Origin of the sequence: Stenotrophomonas maltophilia, assembly GCF_047782825.1 — a bacterium.
Classification (GTDB): domain Bacteria; phylum Pseudomonadota; class Gammaproteobacteria; order Xanthomonadales; family Xanthomonadaceae; genus Stenotrophomonas.
Genome location: NZ_CP180589.1, coordinates 805,622 through 832,370 on the forward strand (window position 1 = coordinate 805,622; position 26,749 = coordinate 832,370).

The window sequence follows — 26,749 nt, forward strand, 5'->3', positions numbered from 1 at the left end:
CTCGTCTGTTGGCGGTCCCCGGCGTTTCCTACTACCCGGACCGTACACATGGCGGCTTTGCAGCAGCGCTCCATCGACCTTATCCGCGAACACCAGACCCCCCTGATCGCCCAGTGGCGGCACAACCTGGGTGCAGCCGGCCAGAATGACGACAGCCGCATCGGCGCGCGTGACCTGGACAGCCAGGTGCAGGAATTCTGGCAGCTGCTGCTGCCGGCCCTGTCCGCAGCCGACGCGGCCAACCTGCAGGGCGCCGAATGGCAGGGCATCCGCCATTTCCTGGAAGACCTGTCCCGCGATCGCGCCCTGAAGGGCTTCAGCTCGTCGGAGACGGCCACCTTCATCTTCTCGCTCAAGCGCCCCTTGTTCCAGTTGCTGCAGCAGCAGCTGGCCAATGATCCGCAGGCGCTGGGCGACCAGCTGTGGTCCATTTCCGAGCTGCTCGATGTGCTGGGCCTGCATACGGTCAAGGCCTTCCAGCGCACCCGTGAGGATGTGATCCAGCGCCAGCAGGAAGAAATGCTGGAGCTTTCCACGCCGGTGGTGAAGCTGTGGGATGGCGTGCTGGCACTGCCGATGATCGGTACGCTGGATTCGCAACGCACCCAGGTGGTGATGGAATCGCTGTTGCAGCGCATTGTCGATACCGGTTCGGAAATCGCCATCATCGACATCACGGGCGTGCCTACCGTCGATACCCTGGTCGCGCAGCACCTGCTGAAGACCGTGACCGCGATCCGCCTGATGGGGGCCGACGCCATCATCAGTGGTGTCCGCCCGCAGATTGCCCAGACCATCGTCCACCTGGGCCTGGACCTGCAGGGCATCGTGACCAAGGCCAATCTGGCCGACGCGTTGGCCCTGGCGCTCAAGCGCACCGGTCTGACCGTTACCCAGGCCAACCGCTGATGGACCGTATTCCGATCCTGCAGATGGGGGATCTTCTGCTGGTCACCATCCAGGTGGACATGCACGACCAGCTGGCCTTGAACCTGCAGGACGATCTGAGCGAGCGCATCCGCCGCACCTCCGCGCGCGGCGTGCTGATCGATATCTCCGCGCTGGACATCGTCGATTCCTTCATTGGCCGCATGATCGCGACCATATCCGCGCTGTCCAGGGTGATGGATGCCACGACCGTGGTGGTGGGCATGCAGCCTGCCGTGGCCATTACCCTGGTAGAACTGGGCCTGGACCTGCGCGGCGTGCGCACCGCATTGAATGTCGAGCGCGGCATGCACCTGCTGCGCCGGCAGGACGATGAACGGCCATGACCGCTCGGCAGGGAATCCTTGCGGTGCGGATCGAGCAGGATGTGGTGCTGGCGCGCCAGGCCGTCCGCCAGGCGGCCGTGGCCTCTGGGTTGCGCCTGGTCGACCAGACCAAGCTGGTCACCGCGGCCAGCGAGCTGGCGCGCAACACCGTCATCTACGGCGGTGGCGGGCAGATGGAATGGGAGCTGCTGGATGAAGGGCTGCGCCGTGGCGTACGCCTGGTGTTTTCCGACCAGGGCCCTGGCATCGCCAACGTCGAACAGGCCTTGACCGATGGCTGGTCGTCCGGAAAGGGCATGGGCCTGGGCCTGTCCGGTTCGCGCCGGCTGGTGGACACCTTCGAGCTGGACACCACCCCGGGCGTGGGGACGCGGGTAACCATCAGCAAATGGACTTGAATTTCTCCGGGCACCTGACCCGGGTGGTGGCCGTGGAAGAGGCCACGCAGGTCGGGCAGGTCCGCCGTGAGGCGCTTGCCCTGGCAGCCCGCATCGGGTTTGACGAGACCGACAGCGGGCGCGTTGCGCTGGCCGCCAGCGAGCTGGCCAGCAATCTGCTGCGCCACGGCGGCGGCGGGCGCGTGTATCTGTCGGTCGTGCAGGGGCGCGGCGCGCGTGGCGTCGAAATCCACACCCTCGATGCAGGCCCCGGCTTCGTCCTTTCGCAGGCCCTGGTGGAGGGCTACTCCACCGCGGGAAGCCAAGGGCTGGGGCTGGGCGCGATCCGCCGCCAGGCCACGCTGCTGGACAACTGGTCCGACGCACGTGGCAGCGTGGTGGTTGCACGCATCTATCCCGATCGCGCGCCGCCGCAGGTCGATTCGCCGTATGGCGCGCTGCGGATAGCGATGCGCGGCGAGGAAGCGTGCGGAGACGCGTGGCACCTGACCGTGGCCGAGGGCCGGGCGACCGTCACGCTCATCGATGGCCTGGGCCATGGATTGCCTGCCAGCGATGCCGCCCGTGCAGGTATTGCTGCTGCCGCCGGGGCGAGCACTGCCGACCCGGCCGAGCTGCTGCAGGCCATTCACCGCGGCATGGCCGGCACCCGCGGCGGCGCCGTTGCCGTGGCGACCGTGCCGCTGGCCGGTGGCGACGGGCACTTCTGCGGCGTAGGCAACATCAGTGCCGGCATCGCCGATCCGCACGGGTTGCGTGGGCTGGCCTCGCTGCCGGGCATCGTCGGCGTGCAGTTCCGCAAGGCACAGGCATTCGGCGTTCACGCCGGGCAGGGCACGCTGCTGCTGATGCACAGCGATGGCCTGCAGTCCCGTTGGCGGCTGCAGGATTATCCAGGATTGGTGCAGCGCCACCCGGCATTGGTGGCCGCCGTACTGCAGCGTGATTTCGACCGGGGCCGCGATGACGCAAGCATCGTTGCCGTGCGCATTGGAGCGTGGTGATGGCCAACAACGAACAACTGCAGGAAGACCATGCCCGGCTGGCTGCGGAAAACGCCGCGCTGCGGGCTGAACTGGACGAGACCAACCAAGGCGTGCTGGCGCTGTATGCCGAGCTGGACCAGCAGGCCGAACAGCTTCGGCAGGTATCGGATCTGAAGAGCCGGTTCCTGTCCTACATGAGCCATGAGTTCCGCACCCCGCTCGGGTCGATCCTGAGCATGACGCGCCTGCTCGAGGACGGCATGGATGGGCCGCTCAACGATGAGCAGCTGCGGCAGGTGCGCTTCGTCAGCGCCTCTGCCTCCGAGCTGCGCGAAATGGTGGACGACCTGCTGGACCTGGCCAAGATCGAGGCGGGGAGGATCACCATTTCGCCGGGCTGGTTCGACCTGATGGACCTGTTTTCGGCACTGCGTGGCATGTTCCGGCCGCTGGTGGAAAGCAACCAGCGCATCGATCTGGTGTTCGAGGCGCCGCCGCAGCTGCCGATGCTCTACACCGATGACAAGAAGCTCGCACAGATCCTGCGGAACTACATTTCCAACGCGCTGAAATTCACCCCGGAAGGCCAGGTGGTGGTCTCCGCGGCGATGGCCGGCAGCAATGAGATCCGCTTCACGGTGCGCGATACGGGCATTGGTATCGCCCCGGACCTGCTGCCGGCACTGTTCGAGGATTTCGTGCAGGTCGATTCGCCACTGCAGAAGCGGTTGCGGGGGACGGGCCTGGGGCTCTCCCTCTGCAAGCGCTTTGCCCAGCTTCTGGGCGGCCAGGTGGCGGTGGACAGCACGCCCGGGGTGGGGTCTGCCTTCCACGTGGTGTTGCCGGTGACCATGAGCGAAGCAGTGGAGGCCCAGCATGCCGCAGTCTGACCAGGTACTGGTGGTCGATGACAATGCGGCCACCCGCTATTCGGTGCGCCGGGTGCTGGAACACCACGGTTACAGCGTGACCGAGGCCGCCACCGGCCGCGAAGGCCTGGATCGCCTGGGCGAGCATGACTTCGGCGCGCTGGTGCTGGACGTGAACCTGCCGGACATGAGTGGTTTCGATGTGGTCCGCGAGCTACGCCAGCAGGCACATCTGCTGCTGTTGCCGGTCATCCACGTATCGGCGGCGTCGATTGCAACGGGCGACATGATCACCGGCCTGGACAACGGCGCCGACGCCTACCTGATCCACCCGGTGGACCCTGACGTGCTGCTGGCCACCCTGCGCAGCCTGATGCGCGCGCGCCGGGCCGAAGAGGCGCTGCGTGAAGCGGATGCGCGCTTCCATGAGATCTTCAGCCAGGTCAATGCGCCGCTTGCGGTGCTTGATGACCAGCTGGTGGTGCGGGAAAGCAATCCGGCCTTCGCCAGGTTGTTCGGCGGTGGGCTGCCCGCAGGATCGCTGCTGCCGCTGCTGGGCGATGACAAGGAATTCGTGCTGGACCTGCAGGATGCGCTGTCCCGGCAGTCGCGCTGGCAGGGGGAGCTGGTGCTGCCCGGCAACCGCACCACTCAATGGAGGCTGTCGCCGGACCGGCGCACCGGGCATGGGCTGCTGGTCATCGAGGACATCACCCGCCACCACCAGCGGGCACGCGAACAGCGCGCCGAGCTGGAAACGGCCACGACCGAGCTGGCGCACCAGATCGCCGAACGTGCCCGCACCGAAGCCGAACTGCTGCAGGCGCAGAAGATGGACTCGCTGGGCCAGCTGACCGGCGGCATCGCGCACGACTTCAACAACCTGCTGACCACCATCATTTCCGGCCTGGACATGATCGAACTGGCGGTCGCCTCGTCCAAGCTGGACAAGGTGCCGCAGTACAGCAGCATTGCCGCCGCGTCGGCGCAGCGTGCTGCCGCCTTGACCCAGCGCATGCTCGCCTTTGCCCGCAAGCAGCCACTGGATTCACAACCGTTCGACCTGGTGGCGCGCACGCGTTCGCTGGAAGATCTGCTGCGCCGCTCCATTGGTGAGAATGTCGAACTGGAGTTCGAGCTGGGCGATGAACCCCTGGTTGCAGTGGCCGATGTCAATCAGTTCGAGAACGTCGTACTGAACCTGGTCATCAATGCGCGCGACGCGCTTGCCGGCCGCGGCCTGATCCGCCTGCGTGCCGAGGCCTGCACGCTGCAGCGCGAGCATGAGCTGGCGCCGGGCCGTTACATCAGCCTGAAGGTCATCGACACCGGCCCTGGCATTCCGCTGGAACTGCTGGACAAGGTGTTCGAACCCTTTTTCACCACCAAGCCGCAGGGCGAGGGCACCGGCCTGGGCCTGTCGATGACCTATGGGTTCGCGCGCCAGTCCGGCGGCGTGGCCCGTATTGCCAGCGAACCGGGCGAAGGCACCGAGGTCGAGCTGCTGCTGCCGGCGGGCGAGCCCGCCGCCGCCGTGGGCGCGGTCGAACAGGCGGCTCCCCCGCGCGGGCAGGCCGAACGCATCCTGCTGGTGGATGACACCGATTCGGTGCGCATGATGGTTGGCGAAATGCTGTCCGAAGCCGGTTACCAGGTGACCCTGGCCAGCAATGCGCGGCAGGCCCTGCGGCTGCTGCGCCAGGATCCGGATTTCCATCTGCTGCTGTCAGACGTCGGCCTGCCTGGCATGAATGGCCGCGAGCTTGCCGATGCTGCCCGCGAGATCAATCCGGTGCTGCCGGTCCTGTTCATCACCGGCTACACCGAACGCGCCGCCGATCGCGAGACGTTCCTGGGCAGCGGCATGAGCCTGCTGCCCAAACCCTTCAGCCTGCTGGAGCTGCTGAAGGCGGTGCGCTCCGCACTGTAGCCGGCACGCGCGCGCCATGCCCCAGAGTCCCGAACTGCTGCGTCGCCTGTTGCGCGCCAAGGACCATATGGACCGGGCCAGCCATGAAGACTGGCCGGTCGCGCGCCTGGCGGCGGTCAGTGCGGTATCCGCAGCGCATTTCGCGCGCTCCTTCAAGCAGGCCTTTGGCGCGCCGCCCCATCGCTACCTGCTCAGCCGCCGCATCGAACGCGCGGTGGCGCTGCTGCGCGAGACCGATCTGGCGGTCACCGAGATCGCCCTGCAGACCGGCTGGGTCAGCATCGGCACCTTCGGCCGCATCTTCCGTGACATCACCGGCGACAGCCCAGGGGCGGTGCGCGAGCGTGCCCGTACCGAAAGTGGTGGCGCCCCCGCGCACACGCCGATGCCCGAATGCCACGCCCGCGCCGCGCAGCGGCCGGACCTGAAGATCGCAGTTTTGGAGAAGCGCCGCCGCGCCGGGATTGCTAGCGTAGACCCCACTTGAGAGGAGGGGTTATGACCGTTACCGTGAATGTGGTTGGCCTGTATGTGCGCGACCAGGACGAAGCACTCGATTTCTACGTCAATACGTTGGGTTTCAAGGTCCACACCGATGTGGGCAACGGCGATTACCGCTGGTTGACGGTGCAGTCCGCCGACGATGCCAGCGTCCAGCTGGGTCTGTTCAAGCCCGGCCCGCCCGTGCACGATGCGGCCACCGCGCAGACCCTGCAGCAGATGGTGGCCAAGGGCGCGATGCCACCGCTGGTGCTGGCGGTGGATGACTGCCGCGCCAGCCACGCACGGTTGCTGGCGCGCGGGGTGGAGTTCACCCAGGCACCGGTCGAGCGCTATGGCGCGGTGGATGCCGGATTCCGTGATCCGTCCGGCAATGGCTGGAAAATGATCGAGCGCCCGGCCAAGGACCGCAGCGGGCATTGAGTACCCTTCCTGTCGGTTGAAGATACGCCGGACAGACCGTCCGGCGTCATTGCCTTCAGCCCGGCAGTTCGCACTTCATCTTGCCGTCCACGTAATAGGGCTTGGGCACGTTGGGGTTTTCACTGGTCTTTTCGAAGACCACCTCGAAGGAGGCCGCGTCCGGCGTGCCCTTCCGATCGGTGCAGGCATCGCTGAGCTTCTTCTTCACCGCCGTGATGCCGGCATCGCGGTTGGCGCCGTCGGCGCTGTTGGTCAGGTTCACCGTTTCGGCAAAGGCCAGGGGGCTGGCGGCCAACAGGGTGGCGGTAACGATCAGACTGTGCAGACGGGTCATGCAGTTTCCTTTTGCGGTCCATGTCGAATGCGCGCCAACGCATGCCGCGCGCGCCCAGCATAGGGTGGGGCGGTTAAGGCGCCGTGGTCATGGCCGCAGGCCTGGCCCTGCGACCGATTGTCGCGTCGATGGTAGTGGGAACCATTCGCATTTGATATGATGCAGCGCGTCCTTGACCAGCGCCGCTGCCGCCGCCCCCCGGTGCGCCTCTTCCCAGCAGGTTCCCCAATGCCGAACATCGCCTCTCCCGTCCGCGAGCCGCTGCGCTCGCTGTTGTCCGTGTCCGTTGCCGCGCTGCTGGCCCTGCCGTGGGCCGCCCAGGCGCAATCGGCAATGCCCGACGGGGCGACGCCCACCGATCTGGATGCGGTGCACGTCAACGCCTACCGCACCATCACCCACACCTCCGGCGCGACCAAGACCGATACCCCGGTGGCCGAGATGGCCAAGTCGGTGTCGGTCATCGCGCGCGAGGAACTGGACGCACGCGGCGTGCAGAACCTCAACGAAGCGATGCGCTACGTGGCCGGTGTGTCACTGGAAAGTACCGGCATCGACAACCGCGTGGATGATTTCCGTATCCGTGGCTTCGATGCCGGCAGCTGGAGCAACAACGTCACCGTCGATGGCATGCGTGCACCGCAGGGCGGGCAGTGGAACCGCACGATGGTCGACAGCTGGAACCTGGACCGCGTGGAGGTGCTCAAGGGCCCTTCGGCGGTGATGTACGGCCAGGTGGCGCCGGGTGGCATGGTCAACCAGGTCAGCAAGACGCCCACGCCGGACCAGCAGCAGGTGGTGCAGCTGGGTGTGGATGGCAATGGCCAGTACAACGCCGCGTTCGATGTGGGCGCGGCCAGCGCCGACAAGCGCCATCTGGGCCGGCTGGTGGGCCTGTACCGTGACGGCGATACGCAGATCAAGCACACCGAACAGGAACACTGGTTCCTGGCCCCCAGCTACACCTTCCAGATGGCCGAGCGCACGCGCCTGACCCTGCTCGGCCTGTACCAGCGCGACGACGGCGGTTCCACCTACCAGTTCCTGCCCATGGCCGGCACCTTGGTGGCCACGCCCTATGGCCACATGAAGAACAGCACCTTCATCGGTGAGCCGACCTGGAACACCTACGACCGCACCATCTGGTCGGCCGGCTGGCTGTTCGAGCACGCCTTCAACGAGCATTGGACGCTGAGCCAGGGCGCGCGCCGCCTGAACGTGGAATCGACCTTCCGCAGCGTGGTCACCAATGGCGCGCTGAATGCCGATGGCCGCACGCAGAAGCGCCGCGCGACCTGGGGCGAAGGTGATTCGCGCGGCGACACCGCCGATACGCGCCTGACCGGCAAGTTCAGCACCGGCGCAGCCGAACACACCCTGCTGCTGGGCGTGGACTGGCAGAAGGCCGACTGGACCGCCGCGCGCGGCGCCATGGGCACGGCTACCGATACGCCTACGCCCATCGACATCTTCAACCCGGTGTACAGCGGCTATATCCCCGCCACGACCTCGATCGGCTACTCCGGCGGCATCAACCGCCAGACCGGCGCCTACCTGCAGGACCAGATCGCGCTGGACAAATGGCGCGTCACGTTTGGCGGTCGCTACGACTGGACCCGCGATGACACCTGGACCCAGGCCTACACCGTGGCCACCCAGCGCTACGGTGCGCGTGCGCCCAGCCGGATCAGGAACGAAGCGTTCAGCGGCAATGCCGGCATCCTGTTCGTGGCCGACAACGGCCTGACCCCCTACCTGAGCTATGCCGAATCGTTCCAGCCGGCCGGAAGCACCGCGACCCAGTCGTACGAGCGCACGCCGTTCGACCCGATCACCGGCAAGCAGTGGGAAGCGGGCCTGAAGTACCAGCCGGCCGGTTTCGATGGCCTGATCACCCTCTCGGCCTATGACCTGCGCCAGCAGAACGTGCTGACCGATGATCCGGACACCAGCCACAAGACCTGCGGCACCACCGGCACCAGCCAGTGCCAGGTGCAGGACGGCGAAGGCCGTGTGCGCGGCGTGGAACTGGAAGGGCGCATCACCCCGCTGGCAGGCTTCAGCGTGATCGGCGCTGCGGCATGGATGGAATCGGAAGTGACCCGCAGCAACAACGGCTATGCCGGCAAGGAACTGGCCATGGTGCCGGACTGGACCGCCTCGCTGTGGGGTGACTACACCTTCCAGGGCGGCGCGCTGGAAGGCCTGAGCCTGGCGGCCGGCGTGCGCTACAACGGCAAGAGTTACGGCGACAGCGCCAACCTGTACCAGATCCCTTCGTACACGCTGTGGGACGCGGCCATCCGCTACGACATCGGCCAGTACGGCGCAGTCGGTACCCAGTTGTCGTTGAACGTGAGCAACCTGGCCGACAAGCGTTTCGTGTCGACCTGCACCGGCGTGTCCTCGTGCTACTACGGCACCGGCCGCACGGTGACCGCCTCGGCCCGCTTCAGCTGGTGAAGCGGGGTTGAGGGCGCGCTGCCAGCACCGGTCCCGCAGGGCACGGCGCTGGCCGCAGCGCTCAGGCGGCGGCGTTGGCGGAGTACGCCGCCAGCACCGCCGGCAGATCCTGCATCGATTCGAAGATCACGTGGGCACCGGCGGCGCGCAGGGCCTCGGGCGTGCTGTGGAACTGGCCGCCCGGGCTGTAGCCGAACACCGTGGCACCGGCGGCCACACCGGCGGTGGCGCCGGTCACCGTGTCCTCGATCACCGCGCAGCGGGTGGGGTCCACGCCCAGCGCTGCAGCAGCGGCCAGGTAGACATCCGGGTGCGGCTTGGTCCGCGGCTGGTCCTGGCCACTGAAGATGTGGTCGCCGAAAGCATCGAGGATGCCGACCTTGCCCAGCTGCAGCTTGACCTTCAACAGGTCTGCGCCGGAGGCGCAGGCGATCTGGCCGCCGGTGGCGCCATGGATGGCACGCACGGCCGCCGGGGCGCCAGGAATCTCGGTCAGGTCGCGCTCCAGCGCGATGTTGCGCTGGTGGCGGAACTCGTCCAGCCATTCATCGGTGAAGGGCTTGCCGGTACGTTCTTCGATGACGCTGGCCAGGCCGGCCACGGATTTGCCGAGAAAGACCTCACCGGCCTGTGCCTGGGTGAGCGGCCAGCCGCGCTCGGTCAGCATTTCAGAGAGCACGCGGGCGACCAGCGGCTCGGAATCGACCAGCACGCCATCGCAGTCGAACAGCACGGCATCGAAGGGGAAGGGGGACATCGGGAACTCCTTGCAACAACCAACGGGGGAAGCTGCCCCCTATTTTCCCATAGACCGCAGCCGCGCGCGGCCCCGTAGAGTCGAGCTTGCTCGACTGCAGCAGGCGTCTGGCCCGGGCGTAGAGTCAAGCTTGCTCGACTGCCGTGGCTCTGGCATCGCGCGCAGTCGAGCAAGCTCGACGCTACGGGGTTGGCCGTGCGTTGATTCAGGAGGGCGCGTTGACCAACGCAGGTTTGACATCCCCCGAAGCGCACTTCAGGCATGCTGTCCCTCTCTGCACACGGACGCAACGCATGGCTCGGATCTTCATCATCGGTGGCGCCGGCAAGATCGGGCGGCGTCTTGCCGAACAGGCGGCTGCCGCCGGTCATCAAGCGCTGGCGTTGTACCGCGCGCCATCCCAGGCCGAGGAACTGCGTGCGCTGGGCGCCGAACCGGTGCAGGGTGATCTACTGCAGCTGCAGGCGGGTGAACTGGCCGCCTTGATGCGGGGCAGCGATGTGGTGGTGTTCTCCGCAGGGGCCGGCGGCAAGGGCGGCACGGCCATGACCGACGCCATCGATGGCAAAGGGCTGGAACTGGCCGTCGCCGCAGCCACCGCAGCCCAGGTTCGGCGCTTCCTGCTGGTGTCTGCCTTCCCCGAAGCCGGGCGCGGCAAGCACCTGTCCGATACCTTCGAAAACTACATGGTGGTGAAGAAGCGCGCGGACGTGCATCTGACTGAAAGCCCGCTGGATTGGGTGATCCTGCGGCCCGGCACGCTGGTCGACAGCACAGGTAGTGGTCGGGTGCGCACCGGGCCGGCCATCCCCTATGGCGAAGTGCCGCGTGATGATGTGGCGTCCACGTTGCTGGCGTTGATTGACATGCCCGCCGTCAGTCGCGAGATCATCGAACTGACCACGGGCGATGAACCCGTAGTCGACTCGATCGGTCGCTGGATACGCAGCGGAAAACCTGGCTGAAGCAGGCGCCGGTGGCGCGCAGGTTTCTGCCGGGTTGCCTGCCTCAGCGCAGCGCGTCCTTGCACGCACTCAGCGCCTGGTCGGCGCGCAGGAACACCGCATTCGTGCTTTCGCCACTCTCGCCCGCAGCGGCACCCAGCAGCAGAGGACGGGCCAGGCGCGAGGACGCCTCGTCGGCCACGGCCTGCAGGGCGGCCAGGGTGGTATCGGCCTGGTCGCTGCCCAGTACCGCCACGAACTCGCCACTGCCGGTCACGCGGTTGATGCTGTCGCCGCGGCTGCTGTCCAGGCACTGCTCCAGTGAGGCATCGAGCTGCAGCAGCTGGCGTTCCAGGCTGCGCTCGCCCATCTGTTGGGCCAGGCCCGCCAGATCCTGCAGTTCCAGGATGACAATGGTGCAGGCGGTGCCCGCTGCACCGGAGGCGTTGACCACCGGGCTCTGCTCGATCAGCGCGGCGACTTCCTGCTCGCGCTCGCGGCTGCGCGCCTCCATCAGGGTCATGGTCAGGCGGGCCAGGGCCTGCAGGGCTTCGCGCTGCGCCTGGCTGAGCGAACGCGGCGACAGGTCCACCACGCAGACGCTGCCCACCGCAGCGCCTTCGCGGGTCACCAACGGCATGCCTGCGTAGAAGCGCGCGCCCATTTCGTTCAACACCGGGTTGTCGGCGAAGCGGCTGTCCTGCTTCAGGTCGCCCACTTCCAGCAGCTGCTCGGGCTGGCGGATGGCATGGTCACAGACCGCCACGTCGCGGTCGGTCTCGCTGCCGTCCACGCCCACGCGCGCCTTGAACCACTGGCGGTCACGATCGATCAGGGTGACCAGGGCCATCGGCGTGCCACAGACCGCAGCGGCCACCTTCACGATGTCATCGTAGGACGGTTCGGGCAGGCTGCCGACAATGTGCAGCGCGTCCAGTGCGCGCTGGCGTTCGGCTTCGGAAAGGGCAGGCATGGCATGTTCGGTCATGGTGTTCCTGGATCGTTCGGATGCCCGTCTATCATGGAACAGAAGCGTTCGTGCAGGGTGAATCCCGGCTGGGCGGGGCACGCCCGGCGCATCCCTCAATCGGCCGGCTGCAGCATCCCACGCGCTCGATGGCGCGGCGGCAGCGGACCCCGTATGCTCCGCCTGAACCAGGGGGCAGGCACGATGAAAGGGATTTCGTGGATGGTCGCGGCAGTGCTCGCGACGGTACTGGGTGGGTGCACCACACTGAAGGGCGCAGGCGAAACGACCTACATCGGTAAGGTTGTGGTGTCCGGACTGTTCGACCGCCAGCACTCCAGGCCGACCTGGATTTCGGTACGCGATCGCGAAGCGGAGTCGTTGCGCCTGCAGCAGCAGACGCAGCCCTGGCTGCTGGAACGCCATCCCTTCCACACCCGGCTGGCGACACCCGCACCGGGCGCGCCCAGCGCCGACGCACTCGCCGAGCAGTTCCGCAGCTGCACGCCGGCCTGCGACAGCATCCTGGCCTTGCCGCTGTTCATCCGCTGAGGAGGAGGCTCCAAATGAAGTGGATCTGCATGCTCGTTCTGCTTGCGTTCTCGGCATCGGCGCGTGCCGGCATCGAGAACATCAAGCCGACCGCCAAGCTGGGTGCCAACGAGGGCATCCTGGTCGCAACTACCGTGTGTGCGGGATGGACCCGGTTCGTGCAGCTGTACCGCCCGGGCACGCCCTCCACCGGCGCCCTGGGGCTGTACCGCTTCAGCAGCGTGACCACCTGCGAGCCGGGTATCAAGACACGGCGGGTCAAGGCCGGTCGCTACTACATCGGCTGGATCGCCATGGGCCAGACGGGGCTGGCCGTGCCCGAAGCCGAGGCCTACAGCTTCACCATCGAGCCCGGCACGTTGAATTACATCGGCCAGATCCGGGTGGGCATGCACCCCGAGCTGGAACTGGAACGGCATCCGCGCAGCGGGACACCGGCCGACATGATCCAGGTCACGGACAGGGAAACCGAGGCCCGTGCAACGCTGGCGGCCGAATACCCGTGGCTGCTGGAGAAGTTCCCGTTTGTACGCGCGCTTGCCGTTGCGGAAAACAAGGAGGTTGAGACGGGGAGCGGGACGACGCTGCCGCAGGAAGACAAGACAACGCCATGAGAGTATTGCGCGCCGCCCCTACCATCGGCTCGCCCAGGAACCTTCGCAATGTCTGATTCCCCCGCACCGCTGCAGGTGCTCGCCTTCGCCGGCAGCCTGCGCCGCAACAGCTACAACCGGCACCTGATTGAAGCCGCCGCCCAGGCTGCGCCCGCAGGCATTGTGGTGACCGTATACCCCGGCATTGCCGATATTCCGCTGTTTGATGAAGATCTGGAAACGGAAACCGCCGGTGGCCCGGAGGGAGTGAAGCGCCTGCGCGCTGCGGTGGCCGCCGCCGACGGCGTGCTGATCGCCACGCCGGAATACAACCAGTCGCTGCCGGGCGTTCTGAAGAACACGCTGGACTGGCTGTCGCGCGAGGATGCCGGGCATCGCGATGTGCTGGCCGGCAAGCCCGTGGCAATCATGGGCGCGACGCCGGGCAAGTGGGGCACCCGCTTGGCGCAGGCGCAGTTGCGCCATGCACTGGCTGCAATGGGCGCGCTGACCATGGCTGCGCCACAGCTGTATGTGGCCGAAGCTTCATCCCTGTTCGGCGCAGACAATGGGGCGTTCGATGCGGGTACGCAGAAGCGGCTGGGGCGGTTCCTGGAGGGCTTCCAGTCGTGGATGCGCCTGGTGCGGGGCGAAGGGCGCGCCTGAGCGCCCTTCAGATCTTTCCTGATTCTTCGTAGCGCGCCACGCCGCGGTCGACCAGCGCCTGCAGCTCCGCTAGCACGTCAGGTTCGCCTGCTTCGAAATGGAAGCAGGATTTACCGTGCATGCGCTTCTTCAATGCGGGACTGATGTCGTCCAGCAGGTCGGGAAAATCGTAGACAGGCATGAAGTGGAACGCGTGCCTGCGGCCGGACACCTTCACCGCCCCCAGAAACTGCGCCTTGCCCTTGGCGTCGGCCTTGTGGCTGTTGGCGTAGAAGTGGTCGGCATCATCGTGCACCACCTGCAGCGCATCGCGGTGGCGCAGCAGGAGGTCGCGCAGGGCGTTGAACAGGTGCGGCGGCGCGTGGTCAGCCGTGGCCGTGGGTGCCTTGGGTCTGCTCATGGGGTCTGCCCGCAGTAGGTATGGCCTGTGCGCCCAACCTAGCATGGGCAGGCGCGCGGCCGGCATGGCCACGCGCCTGCCGTGCAGCGGCCCGGCTCAGGCCTTGTCGAACCACTTCATCAGTATCGACGCTGCTTCTTCCGACGATGCCGGATTCTGGCCGGTGATCAGCAGCCCGTCCTGCACCACATACGAGCCCCAGTCGGAGCCCTTGGAATAGACACCGCCCAGATCCTTCAGCGTGTCTTCCACCAGGAACGGCACCACCTGGGTCAGGCCCACGGCCTCTTCTTCGGTGTTGGTGAAGCCGGTGACCTTCTTGCCGGCCACCAGTGGCTTGCCGTCAACCTTGACGTGGCGCAGCACGCCGGGCGCGTGGCAGACCAGGCCCACCGGCTTGCCGGCGGCGATGAACGATTCGATCAGCCCGATGGAGTTCGCGTCTTCGGCCAGATCCCACAGCGGGCCGTGGCCGCCGGGGTAGAACACGGTGTCGAAGTCGGCCTGGTTCACGCTGTCCAGGCGCACGGTGCTGGCCAGCTGTGCGTTGGCCGCCGCATCGGCTTCGAAGCGGCGGGTCAGATCGGTCTGGAACGCAGGCTCGTTGCTTTTCGGATCCAGCGGCGGCTGCCCGCCCTTGGGCGAGGCCAGTACGATCTCCGCACCGGCGTCCTTGAAGGCGTAGTAGGGGGCGGCCAGCTCTTCCAGCCAGAAGCCGGTCTTGTGGCCGGTATTGCCCAGCTGGTCGTGCGAAGTGAGAACGATGAGGACTTTCATGAGGGCTTCCTGTGTCGGTGAAGGATGCTGCGGAGTTTGTATTAGACTGGTCGTCTCGTTTGGGGGCGCAAAAAAGCACTTCGCATGAAGTGCCGAGTAGAGCCTTTCCCTTTACAGGAAAAGGTGAAGAACCTGCCGGGTGGTGCGCACTGCATTGTCGAACGGCTGGGCGGTGCGGACGATCTTGACCATGATGCTGGCGCCCAGCCACAGCTGGTACAGGCTCTGGGCAAGGGCCGCCGCATCGCTGCCCGCCTGCAGCGAGCCTTCCGCAGCACCGGCCTCGATGGCCCGCGCCAGCCGCGCGATGATGCCGTCGGTGCCGTCCTTCAGCGCCGCGCGCATGGCCGGGGACAGGTCGGCCACTTCGGCGCCCAGCTTCACCGCCAGGCATTTGCCCTGGCAGTTGTCGAAGGACTGGTTGTCCATCCATGCCACGAAATAGGCTTCCAGCTGCTGCGCCTTGGTCTGGCCGGGCGCGCGGAAGATCTGGTCCATTTCTGCCAGGTATTGGTCGAAGTAGTCCTGCAGCAGGGCCTCGCCGAAGGCCTCTTTCGAGGCGAAGTAGTGATAGAACGAGCCCTTGGGCACACCGGCAGCGGCCAGGACCTCGTTCAGACCCACGCCCGAAAAGCCCTTGCCGCCCATGGTGCGGCGGCCGCTGGCCAGGATCTTCTGGCGGACGTCGGTGTGTGCGGTGTCGGTGGGGGAGTTCATGAGGAGGATAGTACGCTAGATTAGACCGGTCGTCTAGTGAGGCTGCAGGTGCCGGTGCTGTAACTGTAGAGTCGAGCCATGCTCGACTCGAACCTGAAGCCGAGCATGGGTTCAGCTACAGGGAAAACCTCGGCCGCCCGCATCCGCTCCGGTACTCCAGCAAGTATCGGAAACCATCGCGCACTTGCAGGACATCGGGCGCGAGCTGGTCGACCCCGGCCGGCACGCGGATTACCAACTGTGGTCGGGCGTATTCCGCGGCCAGCACCACGCGCCCCTGGTAACGAATCTGGAACCACGCCGTTGGTGCTTCGCCCGTATCCAGCGTGTACGGTTGCAGCGCCTTGGCACTGACAAACGCCTCGGCATGGCTGCGAATAATCTCAAACTGCCGCGGTTGAAGTACCTCGTACGTATGCACCTGCGGCGGCGAAGGCGCGGCCCACGCGGATACCGGCAGCAACAACAGGAACGCAGCCAGCACGGCGCCGGCACAGTCATGCAGTTTCATGAAACAACTCCTTTGAACATCGGTTCCAGCGAACGCCTGCGCCCGCATCAGGCCGCAGGCCGCACGCGTTCCTGGATGAAGATTCCCAGCGCCAGGCAGGCCATGGCGAGGCCCTCCATCACGCGGTCGCCGACGTAGTGATCCGGCTCGCCGTTCTGGCGTGCGCGTTCGGCCGCCAGCAGGATTTCGTGGATGATGCGCTGGCCGGCCAGGGCGCAATCGGCATCGGCCAGCGCCATCTGCCGGCCGCGCAGTTGGTGGCGTTCGGGCCAGGGCTGGCCATCGGATGCCGCCCCGGCGCCGATGCTGTGCAGAAGAGCGGTAAGGCTGTTGGGGTCGTGCGCGGGCCCGTCAGCGGCAGCTTCCTGGATGGGCGTGGGGGGAGGGGAGAAGGACTCGGTCATGGCTGGCTCCTTGCGTGCAGGCAGAAGCCGCCACCGTTAAAGGTGGCGGACGATGCGTGGCTCGAAATTCCGGCGTATGACTGAAACCGGGCGGGCACATGGCCCCCACGCACCGCCCGCCATAGCCGGCAGACGGATTGCCAGCCGGCACCACGCAGGGCGGTGCCGGCTGGCAAGCGTAAACAACAGTCATACAACCGGGAATTTCGAGTCCCCGGCCACCCTTTTTCGGTGGCGAAACTAGGATTACGCCCGGTTGCGTGATGTGGCTAGGGGCTGGGGTCAAATCCGCCACGCCCCTCGACGCTTTCTGCATTGTTGCACAGGCTCGGATTCGAACAGACCCCAAGGCGCATAAGGCTTTGCAGACATCCCTCATGCGCGCTGCATTTTGCCGAGGCCCTGCCGCATCTCTTGGTTCAAGCGAGGCAAACGCGACATCGCCGCGCCGACGGCCTGCCTCGGAATGTGGATGGTAGTGTGGCGCCATGCCACCCCACGCAACGGAACACGATGACCCTCGACCGACGTGAAGCGCCGGAGACGCCCTACCGCGTGATTCTTGCGGGCATCTGCGCGCTGGTGCTGACCGTTGGCCTGGCGCGCTTCGCCTACGCGCCCATGCTGCCGATCATGAAGGCGCAGGCCGGGCTGGGGTATGTGGCTGCCGGCTGGCTGGCGGCGATCAATTACGCCGGTTACATGGCAGGCACGCTGCTGGCGGCATCGGCAGGCGATCTTCGCCGCAGGTACGTGCTCTACCGCATCGGCCTGGGGGTGGCTGTCGCCAGTACCGTTGCAATGGGCATGACCACCCACCCGGTTGTGTGGGGTGTGCTGCGGTTCCTGTCGGGCCTGTCCAGTGTGGCTGGCCTGCTGCTGGCGTCCGGTTTGGTATTGAACTGGCTGCTGCGGCACGGCCGCCGGCCCGATCTGGGGCTGCATTTCACCGGCATGGGCATCGGCATCGTGGTTTCCGGCGCGGCGGTGGTGCTGACCATGCGAGTGCTGCCGTGGTCCGGGCAATGGATCGCACTGGGGCTGCTGGGGCTGCTGTTCTTCGTGCCGGCCTGGTGCTGGATGCCGGCGCCCGATGGCGCGGTAGCGGCACCGTCCAGCACGGCCACTGCGGCGGCCGGCAACATCCGCTGGATGCGCCTGTTGAATGCGGCCTACCTGTGCGCGGGCTTTGGTTTCGTGATCGGCGCGACCTTCATCGTGGCCATCCTTGAACGGCTGCCGGTGCTGCAGGGCAGGGGCGGCTGGGTCTGGGTGATCGTAGGCCTGGCGGCCTTGCCGTCCACCTTCGTATGGGACCGCATTGCCCGGCGCATGGGTGCCACTCGTGCCCTGATGCTCGCCTACCTGCTGCAAGGCGTGGGCATGCTGCTGCCGGCCGTGTCGGGCAGCGCGCTGGTCAATCTGCTGTCGGCGGCGCTGTTCGGTGCAACCTTCGTCGGCATCGTCAGCCTCACCCTGGCGCTGGTGGGGCGGCACGTACCGTCCAACCCGTCCAGGGCCATGGCCCGCATCACCCTGGGTTATGGCGTTGCGCAGATCATCGGGCCCATCGTGGCCGGTTACATGGCGCGGGCCACCGGCAGTTACCAGGGCGCGCTGGTGGCCACCGCGGTCTTGATGGGCTGCGGCGCGGTGCTGCTGTACCGGGCCGAGGTGCAGCAGCGGGCGGGGTAAGCCCCGGGCTTGACGGCGCCGCCTTGCGCCGATGAAGATCGCCGCATTCAGGCCGGCCACCAGGGAACGTGCATGTCTGGCTTCATCGGGGATCTTGTCGAAGGCATCGTCGATTTCGTTACCGGCGTCTGGCTGCTGCGGCGCCGGCGCGAGGCCAAGGGGCGGCCGCGCAACCGCTGGTCGAAGGACGCAACCGACGTCGCGCTGCTGGATGCCTGGCTGCTCGGCCTGGGCGCGCTGGCGATGGTTGCCAGCGCCATCATGCTGTTCGCGTTGAAGCTGCCAATGTGGGTCAGCCTGCTGCCGATGGCGGCCTGCCTGGCGTATGCGGTCCATCGTTGGCTCGCGCTGTCTCGGGCTTAGGCGTTACCCACCATCGGGGAAGATCATGGGGCCTTGCTATACCTGCAAGAGGACCGTCGCCATGGGCGGCGTGAAGGATCACGGTTTCCGTTTCTGCAGCAAGGCCTGCCACGCGCAGAAAGCAGGATTGATCAAGCTGGTGGCAGCGGTACCCGTGGCCAGCATCGATGCCGAGACCGCGCGCATCCGCAACGGCGCCTGCAGCCGGTGCGGCATGCCCGGGAACGTGGAGTTCCACCGGAGCGTGTTCGTCTGGTCGGCCGTGATCTACACCCGCATGAGCCAGCGCACCTTCATTGCGTGCACGTCCTGCGCACGCAGGGCACAGGCCAAGGCGGCGGCAGGCACGCTGCTGGCAGGGTGGTGGGGGATTCCGTTCGGGCTGTTGTTCACGCCTGTGGCGCTGTGTGCGAACGCCTACCAGATGCTGCGTAGTGGCAACCGCAGGCAGGCCAGTGCGTCGCTGCGCGAGTACGCGCGGGAGCGGCTGGCGCTGGATGTCCGCTCGCCCGCCAGCGCGCCGGTGCCGGAACCTGCCATCGCCAGCGTGGTGCCTGGCAATGATGATCGTTGGCGGCGGCCGGGTTGATGAGTGCGCTGGGTGAACCTGGCGTAGTCTGGCCGGCCTGATGCCCCTGCCAGCTCATATTTACAACCCCACAGCCTTGGGATAAACATGGCGCCGGGGCCGCCCATCCGGGCGCGCAGCCGGCCGTGGCCGGTTCTGAATCAGGGGATGATCATGTTGAAGCGACTGTGCTTGGCCCTCGGGCTGAGCGTTCTGAGTGCGCCTGCGTTGGCCAAGGATGCCGAACTGCCCATGCCGCTGGGCGACCAGCTGCCGGTGGAGATCCTGCTGACCCAGCACGAGATTGCGGTGGACGTGCCGGAATATTCGGCCGGCCTGGCAGGCCAGTTTGGTCTGGTCGGTGCGCTGCTCGGCTCGATGATCGAAAATTCGGAAAGCAAGAAGGGCGAGAACGCGGTGCTGCCCCTGCGCAACATGATGGTCGACTACGATTTCCAGCAGCGCCTGGCGTCCGCCTTGCAGGCCGGGCTGCCGGAATCGGGCATCGCCACCCGCCCGGTCGTGAGCATTTCCAACCTGCCGTGGGAGGGGCGCGCTGATCTGCAGGCCATGCCGCCGCGCGCCCTGGTGATCCGGCCGCGCTATGCGCTGGATCAGACCATGAGCGCGATGTACGTGACCCTGCAGGTCACCCTGGAGGACCGCGAAGCCCGCCGTGGCGGGGTCAAGCGCAAGATCGCGTTCACCCGTCCGTACACGTTCCGCACCACGCTTTCCAATGCGGTGCCGATGCAGACCGGCCCCTGGACCGGGCTGGGCGCCGAGCGCCTGCGCCAGGTGATGGATCAATCGGTGGATCAGGCCGTGGCGATCCTGCTGTACGACTTCTCTGCCGAAGGCCGCCAGCAGTGGGCGCAGAAGGTGAAGGGACGCACCGAGATCGCCGGCCGCAATGTTCCGGGCCGCGTGGAGCGCCGCAATGCCGATGCGATCTGGGTGCGCGCCGGCAACAGGCAGATGCAGAACCTGACCGCCTACCAGACGATAAGGCCCGGTGCGGCGCCCGCCTACCAGCCGGCCGTACACACACCGGTGGCAGCCACCACTGTTGCGACGACCGATGCCGGGGCAGTGGCCGCAGCCGAGCTGGATGCCGCGCTGCTGGACGCGCCGCAGGCAGCAGCGGCCGCGCCAGTGCCAGTGCAGGTCGCCGCGGCACAGCCGGCCGTACAACACGCAGCGCCGGCAGCACCCGCGCCTGCGCCCGCATCCACAGCACCGCGCAGCACCTTCTGGGAACAGTACCGCCCGAAGGAAAGCACCAGCACGCCATCGACCACGCCATGAACCTGCGCGTGCCGGCAGCGCTGGCAGTGATCGCGCTGCTGGGCGGCTGCGCAACGCGGCTGGATCGTGCCGACATCCGGCACGTGTCCACGGCCACCACCGAGCGCCTGGCCTGCCCGTTTCGCCTGGCGCAGGTGGTCGATGCGCGTTCCTCGAAAGAGGCCGGGATGCTGGGTGGCAACGCCTTCAGTTTCAGCGATGTCACCACCAGCATCCGCGAGGCGCTGCAGGTGCTCGGGTGGTCGACGGCCGCAGATGCCCCTGCGGTCACCGTCACGATCCAGAAGCTGTACCTGGGCGGCCAGAACGCTTCGCGCATGGGCGTGGCCGCTTTCAGCGTACAGACTGACGGCCAGCCCGCGTTCGTAGTGCGCGGTCAGGCGGCGGAGATGAACTGGATCGGCTCGGAAGCCTCCGCCCAAGGCGTGCTGAGCGAGGCGGTGGATGAGGCACGCAGCCAGTTGGCCAGCACGCTCAACCGCAGCTGCCGTTGATGGTTTGAATGCCTGCGATGCGCCGTCGATCAGCCGGCGCCCGTTTCCGCACTCGTTCCATGCAGGCTGCGCAGTTTCTTCTTGTTGATCTTGCCCACGCTGGTGCGCTCGATCGCATCCACGAAGCGGACCCGTTCGGGAATCGCATAGCGTGAGATATCCCCCGAGCGGCTGCGCGCGGCCACCAGTTCGATGATCTCCGCTTCGCTCACCTCACTGCCGGTCTGGCGGACCACCAGGGGCAGGGGACGCTCCCCCCATTTCGTATCGGCAATGCCGATCACCGCCACCTCGTTCACTGCGGGGTGCATGGCGATGATGTCCTCCAGCGCCAGCGAGGAAATCCACTCGCCGCCGGTCTTGATCACATCCTTGATGCGGTCGGTCACCCGCAGGTAGCCGCCCGCGTCGATGTTGCCGATGTCGCCGGTATGCAGGTAGCCGCCAGCCCAGAGCGTGGCCGAGGCCTCAGGATCGTGCAGATAGCCTTGGGTCAGCCACGGTGCGCGCACCACCACCTCACCGGTGGCAATGCCATCGTGGGCAACATCGCGCATGTCCGCATCAACGATGCGCAGGTCCACCAGCGGCACCGGAATGCCGGCCTTGGTACGCAGCGACAGTTCTTCTTCCGCGCTGGCGACCGCCGCCATGTCGATCTGCGCCAGGGTCAGCAGCGGGCAGGTCTCGGACATGCCGTAGCCCCCGAAGATGTCGACCCCCAGGGCCAGCGCCCGCTGCGCCAGCACCTTGGGCAGCGCCGCGCCGCCGATGATCACCTTCCAGCCGTGCAGATCGGTCTGCGCCGCGCTGGGGTGCTCAAGCAGCATGTGCAGGATGGTCGGCACGCAATGCGAGAACGTCACCTTCTCGCGTGCGATCAGCTCCAGCAGGTGGCCGGGCAGGTAGCGGCCGGGGTAGACCTGCTTGATGCCCATCAACGTGGCCACGTAGGGCACACCCCAGGCATGCACATGGAACATGGGGGTGATCGGCATGTACACATCGCCGCGGTGCATGCGCCCCTGGCTGGCCGGGCTGCCCAGCGCGGCCATCGCCGCCAGCGAGTGCAGCACCAGCTGCCGGTGGCTGAAGTAGACGCCCTTGGGCAGGCCGGTGGTGCCGGTCGTGTAGAACATCGTGGCGCGCGTGTTTTCATCGAAATCCGGGAAGTCGGTGACCGCTTCCGCCCCGCGCAGGCCGGCCTCGTATTCGGTCACGAAACCGGCCGGCAGCGCACCGCCGGCATCATCCAGCAGGATGCGCGTGCGCAGATCGGGCAGCTGTTCCGCAATGCCGTCCAGCACCGGCAGGAACTCGCGGTTGGCCAGGATCACGCGTGCGCCGCTGTGGTTCAGCGTATAGGCAATCTGCTCCGGTGCCAGCCGGATGTTCACCATCATCAGGACCGCACCGATCATCGGCACCGCGAAGTAGCTTTCCAGGTAGCGGTTGCTGTCCCAGTCCATCACCGCCACGGTATCGCCAGGCTTCACGCCCAGCGTGGTCAGCAGCCCGGCCAGACGGCCGATGCGCTCCTGCAGCGTGCGGTAGTCGAAGCGTACCGAATCGCCGTAGACGATCTCCTGTGCGGGATTGATTGCCAGCGGCGTATGCAGCAGCTGCTTGATCAGCAACGGATAGGCGTGTGCGGCGGGGGCGGGTGACATGCGGGATCCTCGTGGGTGGCGCATCAGCGTCCGGGCGTGATGCGGCCACACTAGCAATCCCTGCCGCCCGCGCCAGCGTACCTAGGTACCTGTGCCGCGCCGTGGGCGATTTGCTAATCTCGCCCTGACATGCCGACCCTGCTCATCGCCGATGACCACCCCTTGTTCCGCGCCGCACTGCATCGCGCGGCCGAAGAGGCGGTTGCCGATCTGCAGATCAGCGAGGCCGATTCGCTGGACAGCGTGCTGGAAACCCTCGAACGCCAGTCGATCGATCTGATGCTGCTGGACCTGCACATGCCGGGCAACCATGGGCTGGCCGGCCTGGCCACCATCCGTGCGCTGCAGCCGGGCCTGGCCATCATCATCGTGTCGGCCAACGAAGAGCCGCAGGTGATCCGTCGTGCCATCGACCTGGGCGCCGCCGGCTATCTGCCCAAGAGTTCGGGCCTGAGCGAACTGCAGTCTGCGCTGCAATCGGTGCTGGAGGGCGAACGCTGGATTCCGGCGCTGCTGCGCGAACCGGTGGCACGCATCGCGCCCTTCAGCAAGGATGCCGACCTGGCGGCGCGCCTGGCCAGCCTGTCCGCACACCAGTACAAGGTATTGAGCCTGGTGGCCGAAGGCCTGCTCAACAAGCAGATTGCCGACCGGCTGGGCGTGCAGCTGCGCACGGTCAAGGCCCACATGACCCGCATCATGGGCCGGCTGGGGGTGCGCAATCGTGCGCAGGCCATTCGTGTGCTTCACGAAATGGGCCTGGCCGATCCTTCGCGGCAGCTCGAAGGCAGCCCCATCGAAGATCTGCAGATCGAAGACCCGCAGGACGCCTGATCGCTCAGGCGGGTGCAGTGCTGGGCGCGGCCAGCAGGTGGTTGATCGCCCAACGCAGTGCCAGCGGCTTGAATGGCTTGTTCAACAGCGAAAGCCCGACGCTGCGCACGGCCTCGCGCGTGTCACTGCCCGTATCGGCGCTGAGGATCACCGTCGGCCGCGGGCCGTGCGCATGTGCCAGCCGCTGCCACAGCGCCACACCGGTATCGCCGTCATCCAGGTGGTAGTCGAACAGCCACAGCGCAGCCTCGCCAGCATCTGGGCCCACGTCGCGGGCATCAGCGACCGTAGTCACATCGCAGCCCCAGGACAGCAGCAGCTGGCGCAGGGCGTGCAGCGCTTCGGCATCGTTGTCGACCACCAGCACACGCAGGCCCTTGACCGTGCTGGCACCGCTGGCGATCGGCTCATTGCGCGGCGCCGCAGGCGGCGTGGCACGGGCTACGCGGATCGAGAAGGCCGAGCCACGGCCCGGCACGCTGCGCAGCTGCAGCGGTGCATGCAGCAGATCGGCAATGCGGTGGGCGATGGTCAGGCCCAGACCCAGCCCCTGGCCATTGCTGCGGTCCACGCGGTGGAATTCCTCGAAGACCACCGCCTGATGTTCCAGGGTAATACCCGGGCCGGTGTCATGCACGCCGATGGACAGCCCATCGCCGTGGCGGCGCACGCCCAGCAGCACGCCACCCTGGCGGGTGTAGCGGATGGCATTGGCCAGGAAGTTCTGCAGCACCCGGCGCAGCAGCAGCGGATCGCTGTGCACCCAGGCGCGGCTGCGTACATAGCCGAACTGCAGGCCACGTGCGGCCGCCAGTACGGCGAACTCCTGGGCCAGGGGGTCGAGCACGGTGGACAGCGCAAACGGGCGCGGATCGGCCACCAGGCCACCGGCTTCCAGGCGCGAGATGTCCAGCAGGCCCGACAGCAGATCGTCGGTTGAATCCAGCGCGCCGCGTATCTGCCGCAGGAAGCTGTCCAGGAATTCCGATTCGATGTGCTGCGACATGGCATCGGTCAGCAGCTGGGCCGCATGCAGGGGCTGGATCAGGTCATGGCCGACGGCCGTCAGGAAACGGGTCTTGGCCACGTTCGCGCGTTCGGCTTCGTGCACGGCCTGTTCCAGCCGCGCGGTACGGTCCTGCACGCGGCGTTCCAGCGTTTCATTGCTGCGCTTGAGTGCATCTTCGGCGCGACGGAACGCGGTCACATCGGTGAAGGTGGCCACGTAGCCGCCGCCCGGCATCGGGTTGCCGCGGATCTCGACAATGGTGTTGTCGGGGAAGATGCGCTCGGACAGGTGCGGGGTGCCGCGGCGCATATGCACCACGCGGCGCTGCAGGGCGCGTTCCGGGCTGTCACCGGGAACCTGGCCGATGCGCAGCTGGCCCAGGGCCCAGGCGGTCAGATGGGCGACCGGCTGCCCCACCTGCAGCAGCTCCGGCGGGAACTTGAACAGCGCGGCATAGCGGCTGTTCCAGGCCACCAGCTGCAGCTGTGCATCGACCACGCTGATGCCCTGGCTCATGTTTTCCAGCGCGGCTTCCAGCAGCTGCTGGTTGAAGCGCAGCGCCTGGGTCGCTTCGCCCACCGCACGGGTGACCGCATCCAGCGGCGCGGCACCTCCATCGCGGGCGGCCTCCACCAGCAGGCGCGCCATGCCTGCACCGACCACCGCGGTCAGCTCGCGTTCGATGGCGGTCACCCGGTCATCGTCCAGCATCTGCCCGGCGTGGCCATCCATCAGCTGGCGGGCACGTTCCTGGCCCAGGAACCGGCCAGCGGTCTTGCGCAGCGACGCGGCCGCCACCGCATCGCGCTGCCGCGGCAGCGATGGCCGCACTGCACGCGCCACCAGCAGCACGGTCAGCAGGTTGGCGGCCAGGCTGGTCCCCATGCTGATGGCGATGTGCCCCGGCTGCAGGCGCATCGACAGCAGGGCCAGCCAGTGCAGGCCATCGGGGTCGGCCGACGGCGGTGCGGCGGGCACGATCATCGGCAGCAGCACCAGCCACAGCCAGACCAGCGACCCGACCACGATGCCCGCAATGATCGCCGGCGACGGAGTGCGCGGCCGATACACCGCCAGCAGCACCGCCGGCGCCAGCTGCGAGAGCGCGGTAAAGGACATCAGCCCGAAATCGCTCAGCGCTTCGGTATCACTCATCGCGCGGCTGTACAGCCACGCCATCAGGAACACGGCCACGATGCCGGCGCGACGGAAGGCCAGCACGCGCGGCCGCAGATCGCCTGCAGCCAGTCCCCCATCGATACCGCCCAGCAGGCGCGAGCCCACACCGTGGTTGCCCAGCATGATCGACAGCGTCAGCCCGGACAGGATCATCATGCCGGTGGCCGCGCTCAGGCTGCCCAGGTAGGCGACCAGGGCCAGCAGGTGGTGGCCGCCGGCCTGCGGCAATGCCAGCACGTACAGATCGGGCGACACCGACGCCGGCAGCTGCGAAGCGCCATACAGCGCCATCGGTACCGACGGCAGGCCGATCAGCAGCAGGTAGACCGGGAACAGCCAGCGCGCCGTCTTCATGTCCGAAGGCCTGCGCAGCTCCACCACGCCCACATGGAACTGGTGGGGCAGGGTGAACGCTGAAATCGCACCCAGTGCGACCATGGTCAGGTAGTCGGGCACCACCGCAGGCGGTGGCAGGGTGGCCATCTTTTCAAGCAACGGTGCACCGGCATGCTGCACCGACAGCCCGGCATACAGACCGATGGCCAGCAGGGCCACCAGCTTCAACACCGATTCCAGCCCCAGCGCCACTACGATGCCACGGTTGTGCTCGGTGGCCGAGGCCTTGCGTGCACCGAACAGCAGGGTGAACGCCGCCATGGTCAGTGCGAACCAGAACGACATGTCCAGCTGCCAGCCTGCCGGCGTGAAGCGATTGCCCAGCAGCGCCCCCAGGCCTTGGCTGACTGCCTTCAACTGCAGCGCGATATACGGAATGATGCCGAACAGCGCGACCAGGGTGATGGTGATGCCCAAGCCTTGGTCGGCACGCAGCCGCGCAACGACCAGATCGGCGATGGTGGCGCTGTTGTGCTGCTTGGCCAACCGCCCCAGCCGGGCCAGGAAGGGCAGGCCGAAGGCAAAGATCAACGCCATGCCCACTAGCGTGGGGGGAATGGGGAAGCCCCATTGCACGCCCTGCGAGGCGGCCCCGTAGTAGGTCCATGCCGTGCAGTGCACGCCCAGCGACAGCGCATAGACCACCGGCCACACGCGCGAGAGCCGGTGCCCCTGGCGTTCGCCCCACAAGGCCACGCCAAACAGCAGAACGGTCCACGCAATACAGGCGAACAGGACGATGGAAGGCGTCAACATCGCTCCAGTGT

General features: G+C 66.9%; 29 protein-coding genes. 19 read left to right on the forward strand and 10 right to left on the reverse strand.

Annotated elements, in window-relative coordinates; all coding sequences use genetic code 11:
* The first annotated feature begins 48 nt into the window (after positions 1–48).
* From ACM2ZB_RS03680 to ACM2ZB_RS03715, 8 genes are read left to right on the forward strand one after another with little or no spacing between them, the layout of a single operon-like run.
* Positions 49–909, forward strand: a complete 861-nt coding sequence (locus ACM2ZB_RS03680) for an STAS domain-containing protein (RefSeq protein WP_416057484.1) — start codon at positions 49–51, stop codon at positions 907–909.
* Complete coding sequence (locus ACM2ZB_RS03685; protein WP_313436053.1) at positions 909–1,274, forward strand: STAS domain-containing protein; 366 nt, start codon at positions 909–911, stop codon at positions 1,272–1,274. Before ACM2ZB_RS03680 ends, ACM2ZB_RS03685 begins: the two co-directional genes overlap by 1 nt.
* Entirely contained in the window at positions 1,271–1,672 is a 402-nt protein-coding gene (locus ACM2ZB_RS03690; RefSeq protein ID WP_416057485.1) for an anti-sigma regulatory factor, read from the forward strand. The genes ACM2ZB_RS03685 and ACM2ZB_RS03690 overlap by 4 nt, the downstream gene beginning before the upstream one ends.
* Complete coding sequence (locus tag ACM2ZB_RS03695; protein ID WP_416057486.1) at positions 1,663–2,676, forward strand: ATP-binding protein; 1,014 nt, start codon at positions 1,663–1,665, stop codon at positions 2,674–2,676. Before ACM2ZB_RS03690 ends, ACM2ZB_RS03695 begins: the two co-directional genes overlap by 10 nt.
* Positions 2,676–3,548: a sensor histidine kinase gene (locus ACM2ZB_RS03700; RefSeq protein ID WP_416057487.1), complete on the forward strand. Its 873-nt coding sequence runs from the start codon at positions 2,676–2,678 to the stop codon at positions 3,546–3,548. The genes ACM2ZB_RS03695 and ACM2ZB_RS03700 overlap by 1 nt, the downstream gene beginning before the upstream one ends.
* On the forward strand, positions 3,535–5,457 hold the full coding sequence (locus tag ACM2ZB_RS03705) for a response regulator (RefSeq protein WP_416057488.1): 1,923 nt from the start codon (positions 3,535–3,537) through the stop codon (positions 5,455–5,457). Before ACM2ZB_RS03700 ends, ACM2ZB_RS03705 begins: the two co-directional genes overlap by 14 nt.
* Before the next feature lie 16 nt (positions 5,458–5,473).
* Positions 5,474–5,944, forward strand: coding sequence for a helix-turn-helix domain-containing protein (locus ACM2ZB_RS03710; protein WP_416057489.1), 471 nt, complete (start codon positions 5,474–5,476; stop codon positions 5,942–5,944).
* Positions 5,945–5,955: 11 nt separating this feature from the next.
* Entirely contained in the window at positions 5,956–6,381 is a 426-nt protein-coding gene (locus ACM2ZB_RS03715; protein ID WP_416057490.1) for a VOC family protein, read from the forward strand.
* Positions 6,382–6,436: 55 nt separating this feature from the next.
* On the opposite strand, the gene ACM2ZB_RS03720 is transcribed toward ACM2ZB_RS03715, so the two are convergent.
* The gene (locus tag ACM2ZB_RS03720; RefSeq protein WP_416057491.1) at positions 6,437–6,715 is read right to left on the reverse strand and encodes a hypothetical protein; all 279 of its coding nucleotides are present in this window, start codon (positions 6,713–6,715) and stop codon (positions 6,437–6,439) included.
* A gap of 228 nt (positions 6,716–6,943) precedes the next feature.
* Between ACM2ZB_RS03720 and ACM2ZB_RS03725 the strand changes: the two genes are divergently transcribed.
* Complete coding sequence (locus ACM2ZB_RS03725) at positions 6,944–9,178, forward strand: TonB-dependent siderophore receptor (protein WP_416057492.1); 2,235 nt, start codon at positions 6,944–6,946, stop codon at positions 9,176–9,178.
* Between the two features lie 61 nt (positions 9,179–9,239).
* Here the strand turns inward: ACM2ZB_RS03725 and ACM2ZB_RS03730 are convergent, their stop codons facing one another.
* Positions 9,240–9,935: an HAD family hydrolase gene (locus ACM2ZB_RS03730; RefSeq protein ID WP_416057493.1), complete on the reverse strand. Its 696-nt coding sequence runs from the start codon at positions 9,933–9,935 to the stop codon at positions 9,240–9,242.
* 293 nt (positions 9,936–10,228) lie between these two features.
* On the opposite strand from ACM2ZB_RS03730, the gene ACM2ZB_RS03735 reads away from it, so the two are divergent.
* The gene (locus ACM2ZB_RS03735) at positions 10,229–10,900 is read left to right on the forward strand and encodes an NAD(P)H-binding protein (RefSeq protein ID WP_416057494.1); all 672 of its coding nucleotides are present in this window, start codon (positions 10,229–10,231) and stop codon (positions 10,898–10,900) included.
* Positions 10,901–10,943: 43 nt separating this feature from the next.
* On the opposite strand, the gene ACM2ZB_RS03740 is transcribed toward ACM2ZB_RS03735, so the two are convergent.
* The gene (locus ACM2ZB_RS03740; RefSeq protein ID WP_416057495.1) at positions 10,944–11,852 is read right to left on the reverse strand and encodes a GAF domain-containing protein; all 909 of its coding nucleotides are present in this window, start codon (positions 11,850–11,852) and stop codon (positions 10,944–10,946) included.
* 168 nt (positions 11,853–12,020) lie between these two features.
* On the opposite strand from ACM2ZB_RS03740, the gene ACM2ZB_RS03745 reads away from it, so the two are divergent.
* From ACM2ZB_RS03745 to ACM2ZB_RS03755, 3 genes are read left to right on the forward strand one after another with little or no spacing between them, the layout of a single operon-like run.
* Positions 12,021–12,398 carry a hypothetical protein gene (locus ACM2ZB_RS03745; protein WP_416057496.1) on the forward strand — a complete coding sequence of 126 codons (378 nt, stop codon included), beginning with the start codon at positions 12,021–12,023 and terminating at the stop codon, positions 12,396–12,398.
* 29 nt (positions 12,399–12,427) lie between these two features.
* A complete protein-coding gene (locus tag ACM2ZB_RS03750; RefSeq protein WP_416057497.1) occupies positions 12,428–13,012 on the forward strand; it encodes a hypothetical protein in 585 nt (194 codons plus the stop codon).
* 48 nt (positions 13,013–13,060) lie between these two features.
* Positions 13,061–13,657 (forward strand): NADPH-dependent FMN reductase, encoded by a 597-nt coding sequence (locus tag ACM2ZB_RS03755; protein WP_416057498.1) that lies wholly within the window; start codon positions 13,061–13,063, stop codon positions 13,655–13,657.
* A 7-nt stretch (positions 13,658–13,664) separates the two neighbouring features.
* Here the strand turns inward: ACM2ZB_RS03755 and ACM2ZB_RS03760 are convergent, their stop codons facing one another.
* The 5 genes from ACM2ZB_RS03760 to ACM2ZB_RS03780 all read right to left on the reverse strand — a co-directional run bounded on the left by ACM2ZB_RS03760 (position 13,665) and on the right by ACM2ZB_RS03780 (position 16,466).
* Positions 13,665–14,057 carry a hypothetical protein gene (locus tag ACM2ZB_RS03760; RefSeq protein ID WP_416057499.1) on the reverse strand — a complete coding sequence of 131 codons (393 nt, stop codon included), beginning with the start codon at positions 14,055–14,057 and terminating at the stop codon, positions 13,665–13,667.
* Between the two features lie 96 nt (positions 14,058–14,153).
* Positions 14,154–14,834 (reverse strand): type 1 glutamine amidotransferase domain-containing protein, encoded by a 681-nt coding sequence (locus ACM2ZB_RS03765; protein WP_416057500.1) that lies wholly within the window; start codon positions 14,832–14,834, stop codon positions 14,154–14,156.
* Positions 14,835–14,945: 111 nt separating this feature from the next.
* Positions 14,946–15,551: a TetR/AcrR family transcriptional regulator gene (locus tag ACM2ZB_RS03770; protein ID WP_416057501.1), complete on the reverse strand. Its 606-nt coding sequence runs from the start codon at positions 15,549–15,551 to the stop codon at positions 14,946–14,948.
* 115 nt (positions 15,552–15,666) lie between these two features.
* A complete protein-coding gene (locus ACM2ZB_RS03775; RefSeq protein WP_416057502.1) occupies positions 15,667–16,062 on the reverse strand; it encodes a hypothetical protein in 396 nt (131 codons plus the stop codon).
* A gap of 47 nt (positions 16,063–16,109) precedes the next feature.
* Positions 16,110–16,466, reverse strand: a complete 357-nt coding sequence (locus ACM2ZB_RS03780; RefSeq protein ID WP_416057503.1) for a hypothetical protein — start codon at positions 16,464–16,466, stop codon at positions 16,110–16,112.
* A gap of 513 nt (positions 16,467–16,979) precedes the next feature.
* On the opposite strand from ACM2ZB_RS03780, the gene ACM2ZB_RS03785 reads away from it, so the two are divergent.
* From ACM2ZB_RS03785 to ACM2ZB_RS03805, 5 genes are all read left to right on the forward strand, one after another.
* Positions 16,980–18,161, forward strand: coding sequence for a YbfB/YjiJ family MFS transporter (locus ACM2ZB_RS03785; protein WP_416057504.1), 1,182 nt, complete (start codon positions 16,980–16,982; stop codon positions 18,159–18,161).
* A gap of 72 nt (positions 18,162–18,233) precedes the next feature.
* A complete protein-coding gene (locus ACM2ZB_RS03790) occupies positions 18,234–18,524 on the forward strand; it encodes a hypothetical protein (protein WP_416057505.1) in 291 nt (96 codons plus the stop codon).
* Positions 18,525–18,585: 61 nt separating this feature from the next.
* Positions 18,586–19,113 carry a hypothetical protein gene (locus ACM2ZB_RS03795; RefSeq protein ID WP_416057506.1) on the forward strand — a complete coding sequence of 176 codons (528 nt, stop codon included), beginning with the start codon at positions 18,586–18,588 and terminating at the stop codon, positions 19,111–19,113.
* Positions 19,114–19,266: 153 nt separating this feature from the next.
* Positions 19,267–20,400, forward strand: coding sequence for a hypothetical protein (locus ACM2ZB_RS03800; protein ID WP_416057507.1), 1,134 nt, complete (start codon positions 19,267–19,269; stop codon positions 20,398–20,400).
* Positions 20,397–20,894 (forward strand): hypothetical protein, encoded by a 498-nt coding sequence (locus ACM2ZB_RS03805; RefSeq protein WP_416057508.1) that lies wholly within the window; start codon positions 20,397–20,399, stop codon positions 20,892–20,894. The genes ACM2ZB_RS03800 and ACM2ZB_RS03805 overlap by 4 nt, the downstream gene beginning before the upstream one ends.
* Before the next feature lie 29 nt (positions 20,895–20,923).
* Here ACM2ZB_RS03805 and ACM2ZB_RS03810 read toward each other — a convergent pair whose 3' ends face one another.
* Complete coding sequence (locus tag ACM2ZB_RS03810) at positions 20,924–22,564, reverse strand: fatty acid--CoA ligase (RefSeq protein ID WP_416057509.1); 1,641 nt, start codon at positions 22,562–22,564, stop codon at positions 20,924–20,926.
* Positions 22,565–22,693: 129 nt separating this feature from the next.
* Here ACM2ZB_RS03810 and ACM2ZB_RS03815 point away from each other — a divergent pair, with 129 nt between their 5' ends.
* Positions 22,694–23,398, forward strand: coding sequence for a response regulator transcription factor (locus ACM2ZB_RS03815; RefSeq protein WP_313436128.1), 705 nt, complete (start codon positions 22,694–22,696; stop codon positions 23,396–23,398).
* Positions 23,399–23,402: 4 nt separating this feature from the next.
* Here the strand turns inward: ACM2ZB_RS03815 and ACM2ZB_RS03820 are convergent, their stop codons facing one another.
* Positions 23,403–26,738, reverse strand: a complete 3,336-nt coding sequence (locus tag ACM2ZB_RS03820) for a PAS-domain containing protein (protein ID WP_416057510.1) — start codon at positions 26,736–26,738, stop codon at positions 23,403–23,405.
* Positions 26,739–26,749 lie beyond the last annotated feature (11 nt).

Bases quoted from the DNA above. Each gene is read 5' to 3' on its own strand.
- ACM2ZB_RS03680 (WP_416057484.1), top strand. From the start codon at position 49: ATGGCGGCTTTGCAGCAGCGCTCCATCGACCTTATCCGCGAACACCAG.
- ACM2ZB_RS03685 (WP_313436053.1), top strand. From the start codon at position 909: ATGGACCGTATTCCGATCCTGCAGATGGGGGATCTTCTGCTGGTCACC.
- ACM2ZB_RS03690 (WP_416057485.1), top strand. From the start codon at position 1,271: ATGACCGCTCGGCAGGGAATCCTTGCGGTGCGGATCGAGCAGGATGTG.
- ACM2ZB_RS03695 (WP_416057486.1), top strand. From the start codon at position 1,663: ATGGACTTGAATTTCTCCGGGCACCTGACCCGGGTGGTGGCCGTGGAA.
- ACM2ZB_RS03700 (WP_416057487.1), top strand. From the start codon at position 2,676: ATGGCCAACAACGAACAACTGCAGGAAGACCATGCCCGGCTGGCTGCG.
- ACM2ZB_RS03705 (WP_416057488.1), top strand. From the start codon at position 3,535: ATGCCGCAGTCTGACCAGGTACTGGTGGTCGATGACAATGCGGCCACC.
- ACM2ZB_RS03710 (WP_416057489.1), top strand. From the start codon at position 5,474: ATGCCCCAGAGTCCCGAACTGCTGCGTCGCCTGTTGCGCGCCAAGGAC.
- ACM2ZB_RS03715 (WP_416057490.1), top strand. From the start codon at position 5,956: ATGACCGTTACCGTGAATGTGGTTGGCCTGTATGTGCGCGACCAGGAC.
- ACM2ZB_RS03720 (WP_416057491.1), bottom strand. From the start codon at position 6,715: ATGACCCGTCTGCACAGTCTGATCGTTACCGCCACCCTGTTGGCCGCC.
- ACM2ZB_RS03725 (WP_416057492.1), top strand. From the start codon at position 6,944: ATGCCGAACATCGCCTCTCCCGTCCGCGAGCCGCTGCGCTCGCTGTTG.
- ACM2ZB_RS03730 (WP_416057493.1), bottom strand. From the start codon at position 9,935: ATGTCCCCCTTCCCCTTCGATGCCGTGCTGTTCGACTGCGATGGCGTG.
- ACM2ZB_RS03735 (WP_416057494.1), top strand. From the start codon at position 10,229: ATGGCTCGGATCTTCATCATCGGTGGCGCCGGCAAGATCGGGCGGCGT.
- ACM2ZB_RS03740 (WP_416057495.1), bottom strand. From the start codon at position 11,852: ATGCCTGCCCTTTCCGAAGCCGAACGCCAGCGCGCACTGGACGCGCTG.
- ACM2ZB_RS03745 (WP_416057496.1), top strand. From the start codon at position 12,021: ATGCTCCGCCTGAACCAGGGGGCAGGCACGATGAAAGGGATTTCGTGG.
- ACM2ZB_RS03750 (WP_416057497.1), top strand. From the start codon at position 12,428: ATGCTCGTTCTGCTTGCGTTCTCGGCATCGGCGCGTGCCGGCATCGAG.
- ACM2ZB_RS03755 (WP_416057498.1), top strand. From the start codon at position 13,061: ATGTCTGATTCCCCCGCACCGCTGCAGGTGCTCGCCTTCGCCGGCAGC.
- ACM2ZB_RS03760 (WP_416057499.1), bottom strand. From the start codon at position 14,057: ATGAGCAGACCCAAGGCACCCACGGCCACGGCTGACCACGCGCCGCCG.
- ACM2ZB_RS03765 (WP_416057500.1), bottom strand. From the start codon at position 14,834: ATGAAAGTCCTCATCGTTCTCACTTCGCACGACCAGCTGGGCAATACC.
- ACM2ZB_RS03770 (WP_416057501.1), bottom strand. From the start codon at position 15,551: ATGAACTCCCCCACCGACACCGCACACACCGACGTCCGCCAGAAGATC.
- ACM2ZB_RS03775 (WP_416057502.1), bottom strand. From the start codon at position 16,062: ATGAAACTGCATGACTGTGCCGGCGCCGTGCTGGCTGCGTTCCTGTTG.
- ACM2ZB_RS03780 (WP_416057503.1), bottom strand. From the start codon at position 16,466: ATGACCGAGTCCTTCTCCCCTCCCCCCACGCCCATCCAGGAAGCTGCC.
- ACM2ZB_RS03785 (WP_416057504.1), top strand. From the start codon at position 16,980: ATGACCCTCGACCGACGTGAAGCGCCGGAGACGCCCTACCGCGTGATT.
- ACM2ZB_RS03790 (WP_416057505.1), top strand. From the start codon at position 18,234: ATGTCTGGCTTCATCGGGGATCTTGTCGAAGGCATCGTCGATTTCGTT.
- ACM2ZB_RS03795 (WP_416057506.1), top strand. From the start codon at position 18,586: ATGGGCGGCGTGAAGGATCACGGTTTCCGTTTCTGCAGCAAGGCCTGC.
- ACM2ZB_RS03800 (WP_416057507.1), top strand. From the start codon at position 19,267: ATGTTGAAGCGACTGTGCTTGGCCCTCGGGCTGAGCGTTCTGAGTGCG.
- ACM2ZB_RS03805 (WP_416057508.1), top strand. From the start codon at position 20,397: ATGAACCTGCGCGTGCCGGCAGCGCTGGCAGTGATCGCGCTGCTGGGC.
- ACM2ZB_RS03810 (WP_416057509.1), bottom strand. From the start codon at position 22,564: ATGTCACCCGCCCCCGCCGCACACGCCTATCCGTTGCTGATCAAGCAG.
- ACM2ZB_RS03815 (WP_313436128.1), top strand. From the start codon at position 22,694: ATGCCGACCCTGCTCATCGCCGATGACCACCCCTTGTTCCGCGCCGCA.
- ACM2ZB_RS03820 (WP_416057510.1), bottom strand. From the start codon at position 26,738: ATGTTGACGCCTTCCATCGTCCTGTTCGCCTGTATTGCGTGGACCGTT.